At 59.7% G+C, this 18,247-nt stretch carries 15 protein-coding genes and 1 pseudogene; 12 read left to right on the forward strand and 4 right to left on the reverse strand.

The window, feature by feature from the left end; genetic code table 11:
- Positions 1 to 79: 79 nt before the first annotated feature.
- Entirely contained in the window at positions 80 to 2,080 is a 2,001-nt protein-coding gene (gene tkt / locus AC27HQ_RS01770; protein WP_487154095.1) for a transketolase, read from the reverse strand.
- Between the two features lie 239 nt (positions 2,081 to 2,319).
- On the opposite strand from tkt, the gene AC27HQ_RS01775 reads away from it, so the two are divergent.
- Entirely contained in the window at positions 2,320 to 3,342 is a 1,023-nt protein-coding gene (locus AC27HQ_RS01775; protein ID WP_487154096.1) for an ArsR/SmtB family transcription factor, read from the forward strand.
- Complete coding sequence (gene metK / locus AC27HQ_RS01780; protein WP_487154097.1) at positions 3,339 to 4,535, forward strand: methionine adenosyltransferase; 1,197 nt, start codon at positions 3,339 to 3,341, stop codon at positions 4,533 to 4,535. Before AC27HQ_RS01775 ends, metK begins: the two co-directional genes overlap by 4 nt.
- Positions 4,536 to 4,597: 62 nt before the next feature.
- Here the strand turns inward: metK and AC27HQ_RS01785 are convergent, their stop codons facing one another.
- Positions 4,598 to 5,062, reverse strand: coding sequence for a c-type cytochrome (locus tag AC27HQ_RS01785; protein WP_487154098.1), 465 nt, complete (start codon positions 5,060 to 5,062; stop codon positions 4,598 to 4,600).
- A 353-nt stretch (positions 5,063 to 5,415) separates the two neighbouring features.
- Between AC27HQ_RS01785 and ahcY the strand changes: the two genes are divergently transcribed.
- The 8 genes and pseudogenes from ahcY to AC27HQ_RS01825 all read left to right on the forward strand — a co-directional run bounded on the left by ahcY (position 5,416) and on the right by AC27HQ_RS01825 (position 13,195).
- Positions 5,416 to 6,825 carry an adenosylhomocysteinase gene (gene ahcY, locus AC27HQ_RS01790; protein ID WP_487154099.1) on the forward strand — a complete coding sequence of 470 codons (1,410 nt, stop codon included), beginning with the start codon at positions 5,416 to 5,418 and terminating at the stop codon, positions 6,823 to 6,825.
- A gap of 262 nt (positions 6,826 to 7,087) precedes the next feature.
- Complete coding sequence (gene metF, locus AC27HQ_RS01795) at positions 7,088 to 7,930, forward strand: methylenetetrahydrofolate reductase [NAD(P)H] (protein WP_487154100.1); 843 nt, start codon at positions 7,088 to 7,090, stop codon at positions 7,928 to 7,930.
- Between the two features lie 160 nt (positions 7,931 to 8,090).
- Positions 8,091 to 8,495: a hypothetical protein gene (locus tag AC27HQ_RS01800; RefSeq protein WP_487154101.1), complete on the forward strand. Its 405-nt coding sequence runs from the start codon at positions 8,091 to 8,093 to the stop codon at positions 8,493 to 8,495.
- A 7-nt stretch (positions 8,496 to 8,502) separates the two neighbouring features.
- Complete coding sequence (locus AC27HQ_RS01805; RefSeq protein ID WP_487154102.1) at positions 8,503 to 9,165, forward strand: CDP-alcohol phosphatidyltransferase family protein; 663 nt, start codon at positions 8,503 to 8,505, stop codon at positions 9,163 to 9,165.
- A gap of 2 nt (positions 9,166 to 9,167) precedes the next feature.
- Positions 9,168 to 10,130 carry a phosphatidate cytidylyltransferase gene (locus AC27HQ_RS01810; RefSeq protein ID WP_487154103.1) on the forward strand — a complete coding sequence of 321 codons (963 nt, stop codon included), beginning with the start codon at positions 9,168 to 9,170 and terminating at the stop codon, positions 10,128 to 10,130.
- A gap of 15 nt (positions 10,131 to 10,145) precedes the next feature.
- Complete coding sequence (locus AC27HQ_RS01815; protein WP_487154104.1) at positions 10,146 to 10,811, forward strand: lysophospholipid acyltransferase family protein; 666 nt, start codon at positions 10,146 to 10,148, stop codon at positions 10,809 to 10,811.
- A 162-nt stretch (positions 10,812 to 10,973) separates the two neighbouring features.
- Positions 10,974 to 12,114 (forward strand): annotated as a pseudogene (locus AC27HQ_RS01820) (DEAD/DEAH box helicase); the annotation flags it as partial.
- Positions 12,115 to 12,595: 481 nt separating this feature from the next.
- Entirely contained in the window at positions 12,596 to 13,195 is a 600-nt protein-coding gene (locus AC27HQ_RS01825) for a DUF3617 domain-containing protein (RefSeq protein ID WP_487154105.1), read from the forward strand.
- A gap of 3 nt (positions 13,196 to 13,198) precedes the next feature.
- On the opposite strand, the gene AC27HQ_RS01830 is transcribed toward AC27HQ_RS01825, so the two are convergent.
- Both AC27HQ_RS01830 and AC27HQ_RS01835 read right to left on the reverse strand, forming a co-directional pair.
- Positions 13,199 to 14,377: a CaiB/BaiF CoA transferase family protein gene (locus AC27HQ_RS01830; protein ID WP_487154106.1), complete on the reverse strand. Its 1,179-nt coding sequence runs from the start codon at positions 14,375 to 14,377 to the stop codon at positions 13,199 to 13,201.
- A 199-nt stretch (positions 14,378 to 14,576) separates the two neighbouring features.
- Positions 14,577 to 15,761 carry an acyl-CoA dehydrogenase gene (locus AC27HQ_RS01835; RefSeq protein ID WP_487154107.1) on the reverse strand — a complete coding sequence of 395 codons (1,185 nt, stop codon included), beginning with the start codon at positions 15,759 to 15,761 and terminating at the stop codon, positions 14,577 to 14,579.
- A gap of 260 nt (positions 15,762 to 16,021) precedes the next feature.
- Between AC27HQ_RS01835 and AC27HQ_RS01840 the strand changes: the two genes are divergently transcribed.
- A complete protein-coding gene (locus AC27HQ_RS01840; RefSeq protein ID WP_487154108.1) occupies positions 16,022 to 16,915 on the forward strand; it encodes a LysR family transcriptional regulator in 894 nt (297 codons plus the stop codon).
- Positions 16,916 to 17,263: 348 nt separating this feature from the next.
- On the forward strand, positions 17,264 to 18,190 hold the full coding sequence (locus AC27HQ_RS01845) for an alpha/beta hydrolase family protein (protein ID WP_487154109.1): 927 nt from the start codon (positions 17,264 to 17,266) through the stop codon (positions 18,188 to 18,190).
- The last annotated feature ends 57 nt before the right edge of the window (positions 18,191 to 18,247 follow it).

Consider the following 18,247-nt stretch of genomic DNA (forward strand, 5'->3'; position numbering starts at 1 on the left):
TTGAGCTTCAAGCTTCAAGCTTCAAGCCCCAAGCTGCACGGGGCTGCTTGCCGCTAGGCGCTTGAAGCTTGTCGCTGGGTTAGTCTTCCAACAGTTCTTCAGCGACCGCCAACACGTTTTCGAGGGTGAAACCGAACTCCTCGAACAGCTGGGCTGCCGGGGCGGATTCACCAAAGGTGTGCATGCCGATGATGCGACCATCCAGGCCCACGTACTTGTACCAGAAGTCCGCATGGGCGGCCTCGATGGCGATCCGCGCACCCACTTCCAGCGGCAGTACCTGCTGCTTGTAGGCAGCATCCTGCTGATCGAACACGCTGGTCGACGGTATGGACACCACGCGCACCTTGCGGCCCTGGGAGGTCAGCTGTTCGTAGGCATCCACCGCCAGACCGACTTCGGAACCGGTGGCAATCAGAATCAGCTCGGGCTCACCGGCGCAATCCTTGAGCACATAACCGCCGCGGGCCACATTGGCCAGTTGCTCGGCATCGCGCGACTGATGGTTCAGGTTCTGGCGCGAGAAAATCAGCGCGCTGGGGCCATCGGCCCGCTCAATCGCGTATTTCCAGGCAATGGCCGACTCGACCGCATCGGCCGGACGCCAGGTATCCAGATTCGGCGTGCCACGCAGACTGGCCATCTGCTCGATCGGCTGGTGGGTCGGGCCATCCTCGCCCAGACCGATGGAGTCATGGGTAAACACATACAACACACGCTGACGCATCAGCGCCGACATACGCACCGCATTACGCGCGTACTCCATGAAGATCAGGAAGGTCGCACCGTAGGGGATGAAGCCGCCGTGCAGCGCCACGCCGTTCATGATCGCGCTCATGCCGAACTCGCGCACGCCGTAGTACAGGTAGTTGCCCGCCGCATCAGCCGCCTCGACACCCTTGCAGCCGGACCACAGGGTCAGGTTGGAACCGGCCAGATCGGCGGAGCCGCCCAGCAGTTCAGGCAACAGCGGACCAAAGGCATTCAGACTGTTCTGGCTGGCCTTGCGGCTGGCGATGGTCTCGCCCTTGGCGACCACGTCTGCCACATAGGCACTGGCCTTGGCGGCAAAATCAGCCGGCAGCTCACCGGCGATGCGCCGCTTGAACTCGGATGCCAGATCCGGATAGGCCTGCTGATAGTCGGCAAAGCGGGTATTCCATTCCGCCTCGGCGACTGCACCAGCCGCCTTGGCATCCCATTCGGCATAAATGTCCGCCGGAATCTCGAACGGACCATGGCTCCAGTTCAGTGCGGCACGGGTGGCGGCGATTTCATCATCACCCAGCGGCGCACCGTGACACTCTTCCTTGCCCTGCTTGTTCGGCGAACCAAAACCAATGATGGTCTTGCAGCAGATCAGCGTCGGCTGACTGGTATTTTTGCGCGCGGTCTCGATGGCCATCTTGATCTCATCGGCATCGTGACCATCGACATTGCGGATCACCTGCCAACCGTAAGCCTCGAAGCGCTTCGGCGTGTCGTCGCTGAACCAGCCTTCGACTTCTCCATCAATGGAAATCCCGTTGTCATCGTAGAAGGCAACCAGCTTGCCCAGACCCAAAGTGCCGGCCAGTGAGCAGACCTCATGGGAGATGCCCTCCATCATGCAGCCGTCACCGAGGAAGGCGTAGGTGAAGTGGTCCACGATAGCGTGGCCGTCACGGTTGAACTGCGCGCCCAGCACCTTTTCCGCCAGGGCAAAGCCCACGGCATTGGCAATACCCTGGCCCAGGGGGCCGGTGGTGGTTTCCACGCCTGGGGTATAACCGTATTCCGGGTGACCCGGGGTCTTGCTGTGCAGCTGACGGAAGTTTTTCAGATCATCAATCGACAGATCGTAACCGGTCAGGTGCAGCAGCGAGTAGATCAACATCGAGCCGTGACCGTTGGACAGCACAAAACGGTCGCGGTCGGCAAACTGCGGGTTGCTCGGATTGTGCTTGAGGTAATCACGCCACAGCACTTCGGCGATATCCGCCATACCCATGGGTGCGCCGGGATGGCCGCTTTTGGCTTTCTGCACGGCATCCATGCTGAGGGCACGAATGGCATTGGCACGGTCACGACGGCTGGGCATGGGTAACTCCTGTGGCTGACAAGACAGAATAAGGGTCAAACAAAGAGTTGACCCGAAGCAAGGCCGAGCATTTTCGCGCAATCCGCGCCGACGGGCAACGAAAACCCCGATAAAGCCTTGCGCAGGCACTTTGCATCAGACAAACGGGCACCTGTAACCGACACAGACCGCAACACCTATATCAATTTATTTTGATATAGGTGTTGCGGTACCTCGCATCCGCCCCTACACTTCAGCCCATGAATCAGATTGCTCATATCACGCCGCCATCCAGCAGCGTCACACAACAACTGGCCGCCTTCTGCAAGGCAACCGGCGATGTGTTGCGCCTGGAAATACTGCGGGTACTGCGCAATGACTCACTGGGTGTACTGGAACTGGCGCAGCTGTTTGATATGCGCCAATCCGGCATGAGCCATCATCTGAAAGTCCTGGCCAATGCCGGATTGGTCAGCACCCGCCGCGAAGGCAACTCGATCTTCTACCGCCGCAGCCTGCCGGACAGCAGCCAGCCTTGGCATGGCATGCATGCCGAGCTATTCAACTGCATTGATGCCGACGCGCTGAGCCCGGCGTTGCAGCAAGGCATCGACGCCATTCACAGCCAGCGCGCCGAGCTGTCACGGCTGTTCTTTGCCCGTTTCAGTGAAGGCACCCCGGCGCAGCAGGACCTGATCGCCCACTTTGGCCTTTATCGTGAACCGCTGCTGGGCATGATCGACAATCTGCGTCAGGACGATAACAGCCTGGCCATAGAAGTCGGCCCCGGTGAAGGTGGCTTTCTGCCGGACCTGGCCGCGCGCTTCACGCGCGTGATTGGTCTGGATAACGCACCCTCGATGCTTGAGCGTGCACGCCAGCATTGCGCCGAGGCCGGACTCTACAACGTTGACTGCCAGCTCGCCGACGCCCTGCAACCGCAGTCACTGCCCGCTGCCGATTGCCTGGTCTGCAATATGGTGTTGCACCACATGCCCGCCCCGGCCGAAGCGATCAAGCGCTTTACCGCCCTGCTCAAGCCCGGCGGCAGCCTGATCCTCACCGAGCTGTGCAGCCATGACCAGAACTGGGTTCGTGAAAGCTGTGGCGACCTGTGGCTCGGTTTTGACCAGCTCGACCTGAACCATTGGGCTGCCGAAGCCGGACTGAGTGCAGGCAACAGCCTGTATCTGGGCCTGCGCAACGGCTTTCAAATTCAGATACAGCAATATCTCAAACCCCATTCCGACAACGCATTGCGAACAGAAGGTACTGCAGCATGAGTGATTACTCGATTTTCACCTCCGAGTCCGTCTCCGAAGGTCACCCGGACAAACTCGCCGACCAGATCTCTGACGCTGTGCTGGATGCCATCATCAGCGAAGACAAATTCGCCCGCGTCGCCTGCGAAACCATGGTCAAGACCGGTGTTGCCATCGTCGGTGGTGAAATCACCACCAGCGCCTGGGTCGACCTGGAAGACCTGGTGCGCAATGTGATCAAGGATGTTGGCTACACCTCATCCGAGGTCGGTTACGACGGCGATACCTGCGGCGTGATCAACATCATCGGCAAGCAGTCACCGGATATCGCCCAGGGCGTGGATCGGCAGAAGCCGGAAGACCAGGGCGCCGGTGACCAGGGCCTGATGTTCGGCTATGCCAGTAACGAAACCGACGTACTGATGCCTGCGCCCATTACCTTTGCCCATCGCCTGGTCGAGCGTCAGTCGGAAGTGCGCAAGAACGGCACCCTGAGCTGGCTGCGCCCGGACGCCAAATCACAGGTGACCTGCCGCTATGACAACGGCAAGGTAGTGGGCATCGACGCCATCGTCCTCTCGACCCAGCACAATCCGGAAATCAGCCAGGCTGACCTGAAGGAAGCGGTCATGGAAGAGATCGTCAAGCAAGTGATTCCCGCGCATCTGCTGCATGCCGACACCCAGTATCACATCAACCCGACCGGCAAGTTCGTGATTGGCGGTCCGGTGGGTGACTGCGGCCTGACCGGCCGCAAGATCATTGTTGACACCTACGGCGGCATGGCTCGCCATGGTGGTGGCGCCTTCTCCGGCAAGGACCCGTCCAAGGTTGACCGTAGTGCCGCCTATGCCGGTCGCTATGTGGCCAAGAACATCGTTGCCGCCGGGCTGGCCGAGCGTTGCGAAATCCAGGTGTCCTACGCCATCGGCGTGGCACTGCCGACCTCGGTCTCGATCAATACCTTCGGCACCGGCAAGATCAGCGACGAGCAGATCGTCAAACTGGTACGCGAGCACTTCGACCTGCGCCCCTACGCCATCACGCGCATGCTCGACCTGCTGCACCCGATGTACCGCGCCACCGCCGCCTACGGTCACTTCGGTCGTAACCCGGTGGAGATGACGGTCAAGGGCGATACTTTTACTGCGTTTCCGTGGGAGAAGACGGACAAGGCAGACGCGCTAAAAGCAGCGGCAAGCGGCAAGCTATAAGCGGCAAGCTAAAACCAGTGCGGATAGCTTGCAGCTTGAAGCTTGAGGCTTGAAGCTGCGTGTCACCGGCGATAGCCGTCGTGACACGCCTTACAGGCCTGCTGCACGGTCTGCACGGCGGAGGAAACCTGCTCGGGGGCGTCGACGCCCTGTGCGGTGGTCTGCTGAAGTGCGGCAACCGCTGACTGGTATTGCTCGATGCGGGCGGCAAAGCCCTCGGCATCGGACCAGACCGCCGGTAACGCGGCATTGGGTTGCGGGTTGTCGGGATCAGGGCTGGGGAAATGTGTCCAGGGCGTATCGGCCAGTTGCGAGAGTTGCTCGGCATGCTGAGCAAAAGCCGGGCCATCAAAGGCCAGCCGACCCAGCAGCATGCCGCCCATGGGCTCGCTATGCTGCAGGAACTGGTTGAACAGGGCCTGACGCTGGCCCTCAGGCGAAGCCGGATCAGCCTGCTGCGGACTACAGGCCGACATCGCCAGCAACACTGGCAGGAACAGAGTTTTCAGGGTTGGAACGGCTGGCATGGTTTCTTCCCACTGACGATTTAACAAAGCGGGGGACAATATCACGCCCCCTGCAAAACAGGCCAAGTACAGGCTGTTTCAGCATGTATAGGCCATTGAACTTGACCCCGTTCGAGGGGCGCTGCAGCGACCAGGGTTTTTCAGCTTGCACCCAGTGCTGGCGATGAAGCTCGGTGTCGGACCGTCAACGGCAGAGATGCCATTGATGAGCCTAAGGGACGTATCCACGGCGAGTCCGGCACCGAGCTTCAACGCAGGCGCGGTAACAGCAAAAACCCAAAGGTCGTCAGGCTCGAACGTTGTCGTTAAACAACCAACCGCGCCCATTCGCTAACTACGAATGGAGTAATCGCATGAGTGCTGTAATCAAACCTGCCGGTTTCAACGACTATAAAGTCGCCGACATCAGCCTGGCCGACTTCGGTCGCCGGGAAATCATCATCGCCGAATCAGAAATGCCCGCGCTGATGGCCATGCGTCGCAAATACAAGGCCGAGCAGCCGCTCAAGGGTGCCAGGATCATTGGTTGCATCCACATGACCATCCAGACCGCCGTGCTGATCGAAACCCTGATCGAGCTGGGCGCAGAAGTGCGCTGGTCATCCTGCAACATCTTCTCCACCCAGGATCACGCTGCGGCTGCCATCGCCGCCGCCGGTATCCCGGTGTTTGCCTGGAAAGGCGAAACCGAAGACGAGTACGAATGGTGCATCGAGCAGACCATCCTGCACGGCGGCAAACCCTGGGATGCCAATATGATCCTGGATGACGGTGGCGATCTGACCGGTATCCTGCATGACAAGTATCCGCAGATGCTCGACAAGATCCACGGCGTCACCGAAGAAACCACCACGGGCGTTCACCGCCTGCTGGAAATGCTCAAGAAAGGCACGCTGAAAATCCCGGCGATCAACGTCAACGACTCGGTGACCAAGAGCAAGAACGACAACAAGTACGGTTGCCGTCACAGCCTCAACGACGCCATCAAGCGCGCTACCGATCACCTGTTGTCAGGCAAGCAGGCGTTGGTTATCGGCTACGGTGACGTAGGCAAGGGTTCGGCCCAGTCGCTGCGTCAGGAAGGCATGATCGTCAAGGTCACTGAAATCGACCCGATCTGTGCCATGCAGGCCTGCATGGACGGCTTCGAGCTGGTATCGCCGTTCAAGGACGGCATCAACGATGGCACGCCCGCCTGCATCAATACTGATGTACTGGGCCGCACCGACCTGCTGGTGACCACCACCGGTAACGTCAACGTCTGCGATGCCAACATGCTGAATGCCCTGAAGAAGCGCGCCATCGTCTGCAATATCGGCCACTTCGACAACGAGATCGACACTGCCTACACCCGCGCCAACTGGCACTGGGAAGAGGTCAAGCCGCAGGTACACAAGCTGCACCGTACCGGCAAGGACAACTTCGATCCGGCCAATGACGACTATCTGATCCTGCTGGCCGAAGGCCGTCTGGTCAACCTGGGCAACGCCACTGGCCACCCCAGCCGCATCATGGACGGCTCCTTTGCCAACCAGGTCCTGGCGCAGATTCACCTGTTCGGCCAAGGTTATGCCAAGCTGTCTGCAGACAAGAAAGCCGAGCTGCTGCGCGTTGAAGTACTGCCCAAGAAGCTCGACGAAGAAGTCGCACTGGAAATGGTCAAGGGCTTTGGCGGCGTGATCACCAAACTCACCCCAAAACAGGCTGACTATATTGGCGTCGAGGTGGAAGGGCCGTTCAAGCCGGAAGATTATCGTTATTAAACGAAGCGGCAAGCGGTAAGCTGCAAGCTACAAGCCGAGGGTGCAGCTGGCCCCCTCGGTTTTTTAGCTGGAAGCTGGAAGCTGGAAGCTGGAAGCTGGAAGCTGGAAAGTGTGGATTTTGTGGCCTAGCCGTCAAGCGCTTGTTAGCGTCTGGCGGCAAACTGTGCCTCAACTCGGACCACTTCAAGCTTCCAGCTTAAAACTTCCAGCTTCAAGCCAACAACCATTCAAAAAAGCCCACAAGAATAAGGGCAGGAACGACATGACACATACTACAAGCAAGGCCCCGGTCAGCTTTGAATTCTTTCCGACCAAGACCGAGGCCGGGCACGAGAAGCTGATTGCCACGGGCAAGATACTGGCTGCCGAGAACCCCGAGTTTTTCTCGGTGACCTATGGTGCCGGTGGCTCGACCCGCGACGGCACGCTAAAGACCGTGCTGCAACTGGACCAGGAAGTGCAGGTGCCGACCGCACCGCATCTGTCCTGTGTCGGCGACAGCAAGGACGATCTGCGCAGCCTGCTGAATCTTTATAAAGATGCCGGTATCAAGCGCATTGTCGCGCTGCGTGGTGACCTGCCCTCGGGCATGGGTCAGGCGTCCGGCGAGCTGCGCTATGCCAACGAACTGGTGGAGTTTATCCGCAACGAGACAGGCGACCACTTCAGCATCGAAGTCGCTGCCTACCCCGAAGCCCATCCCCAGGCCCGGCATTTTGAAGCCGACCTTGAGAACTTCATTCGCAAGGCCAAATCCGGCGCCGACAGCGCCATCACCCAGTACTTTTTCACCGCCGACTGCTATTTCTACTTTGTCGACCGGGTGCGCAAGGCCGGTGTGGATATTCCGATTGTGCCCGGCATCATGCCGATCACCAATTACAGCAAGCTGGCGCGCTTCTCGGACGCCTGCGGGGCCGAAATACCACGCTGGATTCGCAAGCAACTGGAGTCCTACGGTGACGACAGCGAAAGCATTGGCGCTTTTGGCACCCAGGTCATCACCGAGCTGTGCCAGCGTCTGATCGAAGGCGGCGCGCCCAGCCTGCACTTCTATACCCTGAACCAGGCCGAGCCCTCCCTGGCGGTCTGGCGCAACCTGTAATCCGTCGCCCATCCGGACGCCCGTTGATAGCGGCGTCCGGTCGGGCTGTGACCTGACCGGCAATTAAGCAGGCAGCCGCTTTACAAGCACGCTGGGCGCTTTATACTCGCCTGCAATCGGGACTCTCCCTGCCATTCTCCAGTCACAGGACGACAACGCCATGCCCAGCAAGGATGCTGACACTGCCATGCGCTGGTTGCCCGCCCTGTTGGCCTTTGTGCTCTGGGGCGGCTGGGCGCTGTATGCCAACCTCACCGAATCCACCAGCCAGGCCATTATTGCCGGTGTTCTGCAAGGCACCGCCAGTGCCGTGATTACCCTGTGCATGACTCTGGCCATCAATCGCCTGTTCCCGCTGTTTCGCCAGCCCCTGCTGGCCGTGCTGCTGCCGCCCTTGCTGGTTGTCAGCATCACCAGCAGCCTGCTGTTTGTCCTGCATAGCCTCGGTCAGACCCCCCGTCTGTGGTTGACCATACTGCCGCCCAGCGCCGTGGCCTTTGCCTTTTGTCTGTTTCTGACTGTACGGCTTGCCCTGCAGAACCACCCCACTACTCCGGAGTCCTGAGCCGCGCATGAGCCAAACGCCTAATCGTCGACCCCTGAAGGTGCGTGACCAGCGCATCATGACCCGCTTTGCCGCCTGGCTGTCGCAGCGACAGGTCACACCCAACCAGATCTCCGTGCTGAGTGTGGTGTTTGCCCTGGGTGGCGCACTGGCCCTGTTTCTGGCCGGCAACAGCAGCGGCGGGCTGATGTCTGCGTGCTTTGTGCTGGCCGCGCTGATGATCCAGCTGCGCCTGCTGTGCAACCTGTTTGATGGCATGGTCGCCATGGAAGGCGGCAAGCAGACCCCGGCCGGCGAGCTGTTCAATGATGTACCGGACCGCATTGCCGATCCGCTGCTGATCGTCGCCTGCGCCCTGGCCCTGCCGGACTACCCCTCGGCAGTCTGGCTGGCCTGGCTCGGTGCGCTACTGGCGGTACTCAGTGCCTATATCCGCGTGCTGGGCGTCTCACTGGGACTGCCCGCCGACTTTCGCGGGCCCATGGCCAAGCAACAGCGCATGGCCTTGCTGACCCTGGCCTGCCTGCTCTCCGCCATCGAGCTCCTCTGGAATGGCGACGGGCTGGTGCTCTGGATCAGTTTGATTGTGCTGGCCATAGGTACGGCCCTGACCTGCCTGCGCCGCCTGGCCACGGCCTACTTCCTTCTGCAACACAGTACAGGTGACTGAACATGGATAGCGATATCGGCTTGCCCTTCATGCTGGAACTCACGCCCAACACGCTGACCGCCATGGTTTGCGTACTGTTGATGCTGGTCGCTGCGACCCTGACACAGTGGGTGTTGAAACTGAGCATGGCGGAATCGGCCCATCTCGAACTGCGCCAACGCATCAACTCCTGGTGGATCATGGTCGCCGTGGTGTTTACCGCGCTGATGATCGGTCGCACCGCCTCATTGATCTTCTTCACTATTCTCAGTTTTATTGCCCTGCGCGAGTTCTTCTCGATTCTGCCGATCCGAGTGACCGACCGCCGGTTGATCCTGGCCCTGTACCTGATGATCCCGCTGCACTACTACTGGATCGCCAGCGACTGGTACGGCATGTTCATCATCTTTATCCCGGTCTACCTGTTCCTGCTGATTCCCTTCGGCCTGCTCATGCTGGGCGAAACCAAGGGTTTTATCCGCGCGGTAGCCTCCTACCAGTGGGCCGTGATGACCACGGTCTTTGCCATCAGCCACGTCGCCTATCTGCTGATGCTGCCGCCGGAGGTCAACCCGGCTGGTGGCAGCGTGGGTCTGGTGATCTACCTGGTGTTCCTCACCCAGTTCAATGACGTCGCGCAGTACATCTGGGGCAAGACCCTGGGCCAGCGCAAAATCGTTCCGGCCATCAGCCCGAACAAGACCTGGGCCGGATTCCTCGGCGGCGTTGCCACCACTACCCTGCTGGGCGCCGTACTGGCGCTATGGCTGACGCCGCTGAATTTCTGGCAGGGCCTGTTCGCCGGCGCATTGATCGGGGTTGCCGGTTTTGTTGGCGACCTGACCGTCTCGGCGGTCAAGCGCGACCTGTGCATCAAGGATACCGGACGGCTGATACCAGGCCACGGTGGCATTCTCGACCGCATCGACAGCCTGATGTACACCGCGCCGTTGTTCTTCCATTACCTGGTCTACATGAAATACTGAGCCAAAGGACATCCCATGCCTCTGATCAAACGTCTGCCGAAGATACTGTTCTTCCTGTTTATCGTGCGTCCCGTGGTTTACCTGATGCTCGGCTTGAACGTGCAGCAGCGTGAACTGCTGCCGACCAAAGGGCCGGCAATTCTCGCCGCGAACCACAACAGCCACCTGGATACCCTGGCGCTGATGGCACTGTATCCGCTGTCAGCCCTGCACCGCCTGCGTCCGGTGGCCGCCGCCGACTACTTCCTGCGCAACCGCTTTACCAGTTGGCTGTCGCTCAACCTGATCGGCATTATCCCGCTGGATCGTCAGGGCCAGGTCGACAAGGACAAGGTCTTCGAGCAGTGCCAGCAAGCCCTGGGCGACGACCAGATACTGCTGCTGTTCCCCGAAGGCAGTCGTGGTGACCCGGAGCAGCTGCAACCGCTGCGCAAGGGCATCTATCATCTGGCACGCTGTCATGCCGGCACCACCGTGACGCCGATTGCCCTGCATGGCCTGGGCCGCGCCCTGCCCAAGGGCGGCTCGATGATTGTGCCGTTCAACTGCGATGTAGTGATTGGCTCGCCGCTGACACCGGGCGAGGATTGCGAGACCTTTATGGGCGAACTGCAACAGGCGCTGGAAAGCCAGTTGGCCAGTTGCATCACCCGTCGCGAAGTCAACGAAGACCTGAACTGACCGCCTTGCAGTCGGGCCGCGGGCGCATCCGTCGGTCGGCCCGCGCTGCCCCATACAGGTTTTAGCTGCCTGCCAGCGCAGTTTCTGCTAAACTCGCGATCCTTCATCATCGGCCGTACGGACAGACCTGTTCCGCAAACGGCCATCACAGGGTTTATCTGAATGTCCTTTGCTACTCTCGGCCTCTCCGACGTGCTGATGCGCGCCGTTGCAGCCACCGGTTACACCTCTCCAACCCCCGTACAAGCCCAGGCAATCCCCGCCGTACTCGAAGGCCGCGACCTCATGGTTGCCGCCCAGACCGGTACCGGCAAGACCGCCGGCTTTGCTCTGCCGATTCTGGAAAAACTCTTTCCGCTCGGCCATCCGGATCCAACATACCGCCGTACCGCCAAGCAGATACGCGTTCTGGTACTGACTCCGACCCGTGAACTCGCGGCCCAGGTGCACGACAGCTTTACCAGTTACGGCGGCGAGCTGCCGATGAAAAGCGCCTGCATCTTCGGCGGCGTAGGTGCTACGCCACAGATCAAGGCCATTGCCCCCGGTCTGGACGTACTGGTGGCCTGCCCCGGTCGCCTGCTGGACCTGACCAACCAGCGCATGGTTGACCTGTCCAAGGTAGAAATTCTGGTTCTCGACGAAGCCGACCGCATGCTCGATATGGGTTTTATCCATGACGTGAAAAAGGTCATTGCCAAACTGCCCGGCAAGCGTCAAACACTGCTGTTCTCGGCGACCTTCTCGAAGGACATCACCGAGCTGGCGAACAAGCTGCTGAACAACCCGGCACGTATTGAAGTCACCCCGCCCAACACCACCGTTGAGCGTATTGAACAGAAAGTCTATCGCGTCGCTGCAGGTCACAAGCGCGCCCTCACCGCCCACCTGATTACCATGGGTGCCTGGGAGCAGGTGCTGGTCTTTACCCGCACCAAGCACGGCGCCAACCGCCTGGCGGAATACCTGGACAAGAACGGCCTGCCGGCTGCAGCGATCCATGGCAACAAGAGCCAGAGCGCGCGCACCAAGGCACTGGCTGATTTCAAAGCCAACAAACTGCGCATTCTGGTTGCGACCGATATTGCTGCACGGGGTCTGGATATCGACCAACTGCCCCACGTAATCAACTTCGAACTGCCGAATGTCTCGGAAGACTATGTACACCGCATTGGCCGTACCGGCCGTGCCGGTCGCAGCGGTGAAGCGGTATCGCTGGTCTGCCCGGATGAAGAAAAGCTGCTCAAGGCGATTGAGCGCATGACCCGGCAGAAAATCGAAGAAGGCAGCCTGGTTGGCTTTGAGCCACCGGCACAGTCCGAAATGAACAGCGATCGTCCCGAGCGCCAGCGCGGCGCGCCAGCCAATGCCAACGGTCGCGGTCAACGCCCGGCCAATGGCAGTGGCACTGGCCGCAGTCAGGGTCGCAGTGACAAGCCGCGCAGCGAAAAACCCCGTTCCGACAAGCCGCGCAGCTCCCAGCCGCCTCGTGCAGCCCGGGTCAACAGTGAGCCGCAGGACAGCGTGACTGAAGAGCGCCGTCATCAGGCCCATGGCAACCGTGCTGCACCCAGCACGCCCAGGACTGACGCACCGCGCCGCCCGGCCGGTAACCGTCCGCAGCGGGAAAAGCCAGCGCTGTTCGGCCGCTAAGCGGCACATAGCAGAAGGGGCCTCACGGCCCCTTTTTTGTGCCCCAACGGAAAATGTGATGCACGTCTTTGCTCGACCGACAACAGCGCGGGTATAGTGCTGGCATGTTCAACCGCACAGAGAGCGTACAAGTGAAACGGATATTCAACACCAGCCTGGGTTTGAGCCTGCTTGTCGCCAGCCTTGCCGCCCAGGCAGAAGGCCTGTCACCGACACCCGAGCCAGGACTGTGGCGCACCGAATCAACCACCCTGATTAACGGCGAAGATCTTCAAGCCACCATCAAGGCCGCCCAGGAAAGCTTTCTGGAAAGCATGCCCGCCGATCAGCGCGAGATGATGCGGCAAATCATGGCCAGCCAGGAAGAAGCCAACGCCGCTGACATGGAATGCATCAGCGCAACAGAAGCCAATGCCATGGCTAACCCTGAGGCTGTCTTGGCCAAAGCCCGCGAAGACATGCCCGATTGCCAGCTCACGCTGGAAAGCAGCAGCAGTGACAAACTGGTTTTTACCGGCACCTGCAGTGGTGATGAAGGCTACGACGGCGACATGCGCGGCGAGTTGACCATGCAGGGTAGTCGTGAAATGCACACCCGCTTTGTCGGCCAAGGCCGAATGGATGTAGGTGATCTGCCGGTGGACGGCGACGGTACCGTCAACATAGAAAGCAGCAGCGTGTCACGCTGGGTCGCGGCTGACTGTGGTGATGTCAAACCCTATAGCGAATAAGACCTATTCTGCCAACCAGTCTCGCAGCACCTCGGCTGCGTGCTGGTTGAGCAGCGGCGGCGCAAGTCGATAATTCACCGGCGTACGCGACAGACGAATCGGATTGGCCACCAGCTTTACCGACCCGGACAGGGCGTGCTCCATGCTGATCTGCAAACCACGGGCACGGACCTGCGGATCATCAAATACCTGAGCCAGATTATTGATCGGCCCGCAGGGCACGCCCGCCTGCTCCAGATCGGTGATCCACTGTGCGGTGGTGCGGAATACCGTGACCTGGCGAATCAAGGGAATCAACACTGTGCGATTGGCTACCCGCGCGGCATTGCTGGCAAAACGCGGGTCGCTGGCCCATTCCGCTTTTCCGGCAAGATCGCAGAACTTGCGGAACTGACTGTCGTTACCAATGGTAAGAATCAGGTCACCGTCAGCCGTGGGGAAATCCTGATAGGGCACAATATTCGGGTGAGCATTGCCCAGTCGTTGCGGCGCCTCAGCGGTGGTCAGGTAATTGAGCGCCTGATTGGCCAGACAAGCCACCTGCACATCCAGCAAGGCCAGATCAATATGCTGACCCCGACCGCTGCGCTCGCGCTCGGCCAAGGCCGCCAGAATGGCATTGCTGGCATACAGACCGGTGAGAATATCCGTGACTGCGACGCCGACCTTGACCGGCCCGGCACCGGGCTCATCCGCCGCACGCCCGGTGACACTCATCAGTCCACCCAGGCCCTGAATCATGAAATCGTAGCCGGCACGCTGGGCATAGGGCCCATCCTGACCAAAGCCGGTGACTGAGCAGTAGATCAGCCGCGGATTGATCACCTGCAGACTGGCATAGTCCAACCCATAGGCCGCCAGACCGCCGACCTTGAAGTTCTCGATCAGCACATCGGCCCTGGCCACCAGCTCACGCACCTGCTGCTGCCCGTCGGGCTGGGTAAAGTCGATGGCTATCGAGCGCTTGTTGCGGTTGGCACAGAGAAAGTAGGCTGCCTCGGAGGTGTCCTGTCCGCGCTCATCCTGCAGATAGGGCGGCCCCCAGGCCCGGGTGTCATCGCCCAGCAGCGGCCGCTCGACCTTGACCACATCCGCCCCCAGATCCGCCAACAACTGCCCAGCCCAGGGACCGGCCAGTACGCGGGATAGATCGAGGACTTTAAGACCATTGAGGGCACTCATGGACGCAGCCCATGAGTGCCCTGCTGCAAGCTACAAGCGGCAAGCGACAAGCTGCCCAAGCCAACCCTCAAGCCGAGTGTGCGGCCTGCTAGCGCGTTATCTGAACACATCATCTAGTAATCCTAAAGACAAACGGCAAGCCATCCCTTGCGGTTTGACTTGCCGCTTGTAGCTTGTAGCTTGCCGCTGCCTTCAGGCCTTAAAAAAACGCCTGAAGCCCGGTCTGCGCCCGACCCAGAATCAAGGCATGCACGTCGTGCGTACCTTCATAGGTGTTGACCACTTCCAGGTTGACCACATGGCGGATCACGCCGTATTCGTCGGAGATGCCGTTACCACCGAGCATGTCGCGGGCCACGCGGGCGATATCCAGTGACTTGCCGCAGGAGTTGCGCTTCATCATCGAGGTGATTTCCACGGCAGCAGTGCCTTCGTCCTTCATCCGACCCAGGCGCAAGCAACCTTGCAGGGCCATGGTGATTTCGGTCTGCATGTCGGCCAGTTTCTTCTGGATCAACTGCGTCTGCGCCAGCGGGCGACCGAACTGCTTGCGGTCCAGGGTGTACTGACGCGCGGTGTGCCAGCAGAATTCAGCGGCACCCAGAGCGCCCCAGGAAATACCGTAACGAGCGGAGTTCAGGCAGGTGAACGGGCCTTTCAGGCCGGTCACGCCCGGCAGCATGTTTTCCGCCGGCACAAACACATCTTCCATCACGATCTGACCGGTAATCGAGGTGCGCAGACCGACCTTGCCCTTGATCGCCGGCGCGCTCAGGCCTTTCCAGCCTTTTTCCAGAATAAAGCCACGGATCACGTCGTCATCGGTCTTGGCCCAGACCACGAAGACGTCGGCGATGGGGCTGTTGGTGATCCACATCTTCGCGCCCTTGAGCAGGTAACCACCGTCAACCGAACGCGCGCGGGTAATCATTGAGCCCGGATCGGAACCGTGATCCGGCTCAGTCAGACCAAAGCAACCGATATATTCGCCGCTGGCCAGCTTGGGCAGGTACTTCTGCTTCTGCTCTTCGCTGCCAAATTCATTGATCGGCACCATGACCAGCGAGGACTGCACGCTCATCATCGAACGGTAGCCGGAATCGACGCGCTCGACTTCACGGGCAATCAGGCCGTAGCACACATAGTTCAGACCGCTTCCGCCGTACTGCTCAGGGATAGTCGCGCCCAGCAGACCCAGCTCGCCCATCTCGCGAAAGATCGAGGCATCGGTGTTTTCGTTACGGAAAGACTCGAGCACCCGTGGCATCAACTTGTCATTGCAGTACTGGGCCGCAGAGTCACGCACCATGCGCTCTTCTTCGGTCAGCTGCGCATCAAGCAGCAGCGGATCAATCCAGTTGAAACTCACTTTGGAATCAGCCATGGGAACTCCGTTATCTTGTCGGTATGGGTAAGCACTTGAAGGTGCTTGCAGTGGCAACAAGACTAGACCCGATCCACTCTCCCGGCAAACGCGTTTTTTTCAGCCACTTGTGCTATTTTGGAACTCCGAAACCCAGCCGCAAGCGCCAAGCCTCAAGCTACAAGCAAACCTGTCCGGTGCCGAACACACCAGCACTGCCAACGCACGGCCAGCTTATCGCTTGCAGCTTGAAGCTTGCCGCTGCTCCAAAGGAGCCCCCCATGCGCCGCAAGATCCCCCCGACCCAGGCCTTGATCTGCTTTGAATCCTCGGCCCGGCATGAAAGCTTTACCAAAGCCGCCGAGGAGCTGTCGCTGACGCAAAGTGCAGTATGCCGACAGATCGCCAACCTTGAGGAATTTCTTGATGTGCAGCTGTTTCGCCGCACCCGTCGCGGCGTCAAGCTGACCGAAGCCGGCGAGACCTACAGCCGACGTATCAGCAGCCGCCTGGATGCCGTGGAGCGCGATACCCTGTCGGTCATGGGCAACCAGGGCACCGCCACACTGGAACTGGCCGCCGTACCCACCTTCAGCACCCAGTGGTTACTGCCGCGCCTGGGCCGCTACCTCAAGGCCAACCCGCAGGTATCCATCAATCTGACCAACCGCACTCGGCCTTTTCTGTTTGCCGATACCGAGTTTGATGCCGCCATCTACTTTGGCGACGGCGACTGGTCAGGTACCGAAGCGCATTTTCTGATGAAGGAGTCGCCCGTACCGGTGTGCAGCCCGGAGTTGATCGCGCCGCACACCACGCTGACACCGGAACAGATCAGTCAGATGCCGTTGCTGCAACAGAGTACCCGCCCCTATGCCTGGCGCCAGTGGTTCGCCTCACTTGATATGCGTGTTGCGCACGACCTGAACGGCACGCGGCTGGAACTCTTCTCGATGCTGGCCAAGGCGGCCAAACACGGATTGGGCGTCGCCCTGATCCCGCCCTTTCTGATTCGCGATGAACTCAACAGCGGGCAACTGATCAGCCCCTGCCCACACAGTTTCGAGAGTGATCATGCCTATCATCTGGTGATTCCGGAGCGCAAAGCGGAATCTGCCGCGTTAACCGGCTTTCGTGACTGGTTGCTGCTGGAGGCGCGCGAATACAAGCCTTAACAAGCTACGCCCTTGAACCCGTCCCAGTGTGCCGACGGGTGACGCCGGCCCCGCAAGGCGCCTTGCCGCAGGGCAAAATGAAACATAAGATACGAATAAAGCATAATGCATCAAACATGCATTATGACTCACTGCAAGACATATATTGGCTAATTGAGGCCTAATTCACATTGCCAGCAAACTGATAGTTCACTTTGTGACCCTATAGCCATCAACGCAGCATAACCCCTCGCAGCACGTTGACCCGTCCCGATCCAGCATTAACACTTGCGTCGGATTGATGGTGTATTCCTTCCGTGGTCCATCAATACAAGCCATAACAAAAACCATATAAACCATGGAGTTACAATGACAACAACATTTATATCCCGCTCTCTCTGCTCGCTGTTTGCAGCAGGCGCCCTTGCCCTCTCTGCTACCGCAATGGCCTCCAATCCACCACCCGATCCGGTCGACCCTAGTCAGCCCAGCGGGTTCGAGCGCGGACCCAACCCGACACTGTCACTGGTTGAAGCCGATCGCGGCCCGTTCTCGGTCAGAAGCAACCGCGTCTCCGGCCTGGTCAGTGGCTTTGGTGGTGGCACCATTCACTACCCGACCAACACCACCGGCACCATGGCGGCGGTGGTCGTGATTCCCGGCTATATCTCTGCCGAGTCCTCGATTGAATGGTGGGGTCCAAAGCTTGCCTCCCACGGCTTTGTGGTCATGACCATCGATACCAACACCGGCTTTGATCAACCGCCAAGCCGTGCGCGTCAGATCAACAGCGCACTGGACTATCTGGTTGATCAGAACACCGAGCGCAATGGCGACGTCGAAGGCATGATCGACACAGATCGTCTCGGCGTTATTGGCTGGTCAATGGGCGGTGGCGGCACCCTGCGCGTTGCCACTGAAGGTCGTATCAAGGCCGCTATCCCATTGGCGCCCTGGGACACCTCAAGCTGGCAGTTCCGCAATGTTCAGGCACCCACCATGATCATTGCCTGCGAGTCAGACATTGTCGCCCCGGTCGGCAGCCACGCTTCGCCCTTCTATAACCGCCTGCCAGGCGATATCAACAAAGCCTTTGTTGAACTGGATGGTGGCAACCATTACTGCGGCAACGGCGGCGCCTCCTTCGGTCAATATGACACCGTACTGAGTCGCCTGGGCGTATCCTGGATGAAGCGCCATCTGGATAACGACACCCGCTACTCGCAGTTTCTCTGTGGCCCCAACCACGAGTCAGACCGCGAAATCTCCGAGTACCGCGGTAACTGCCCTTACTAAGCAGCAAAGTCAGTATTGAAACGCCGGGCTCCAGGGTCCGGCGTTTTTTATTGCCGA

Source organism: Halopseudomonas sp. 4NH20-0008 (assembly GCF_057548395.1).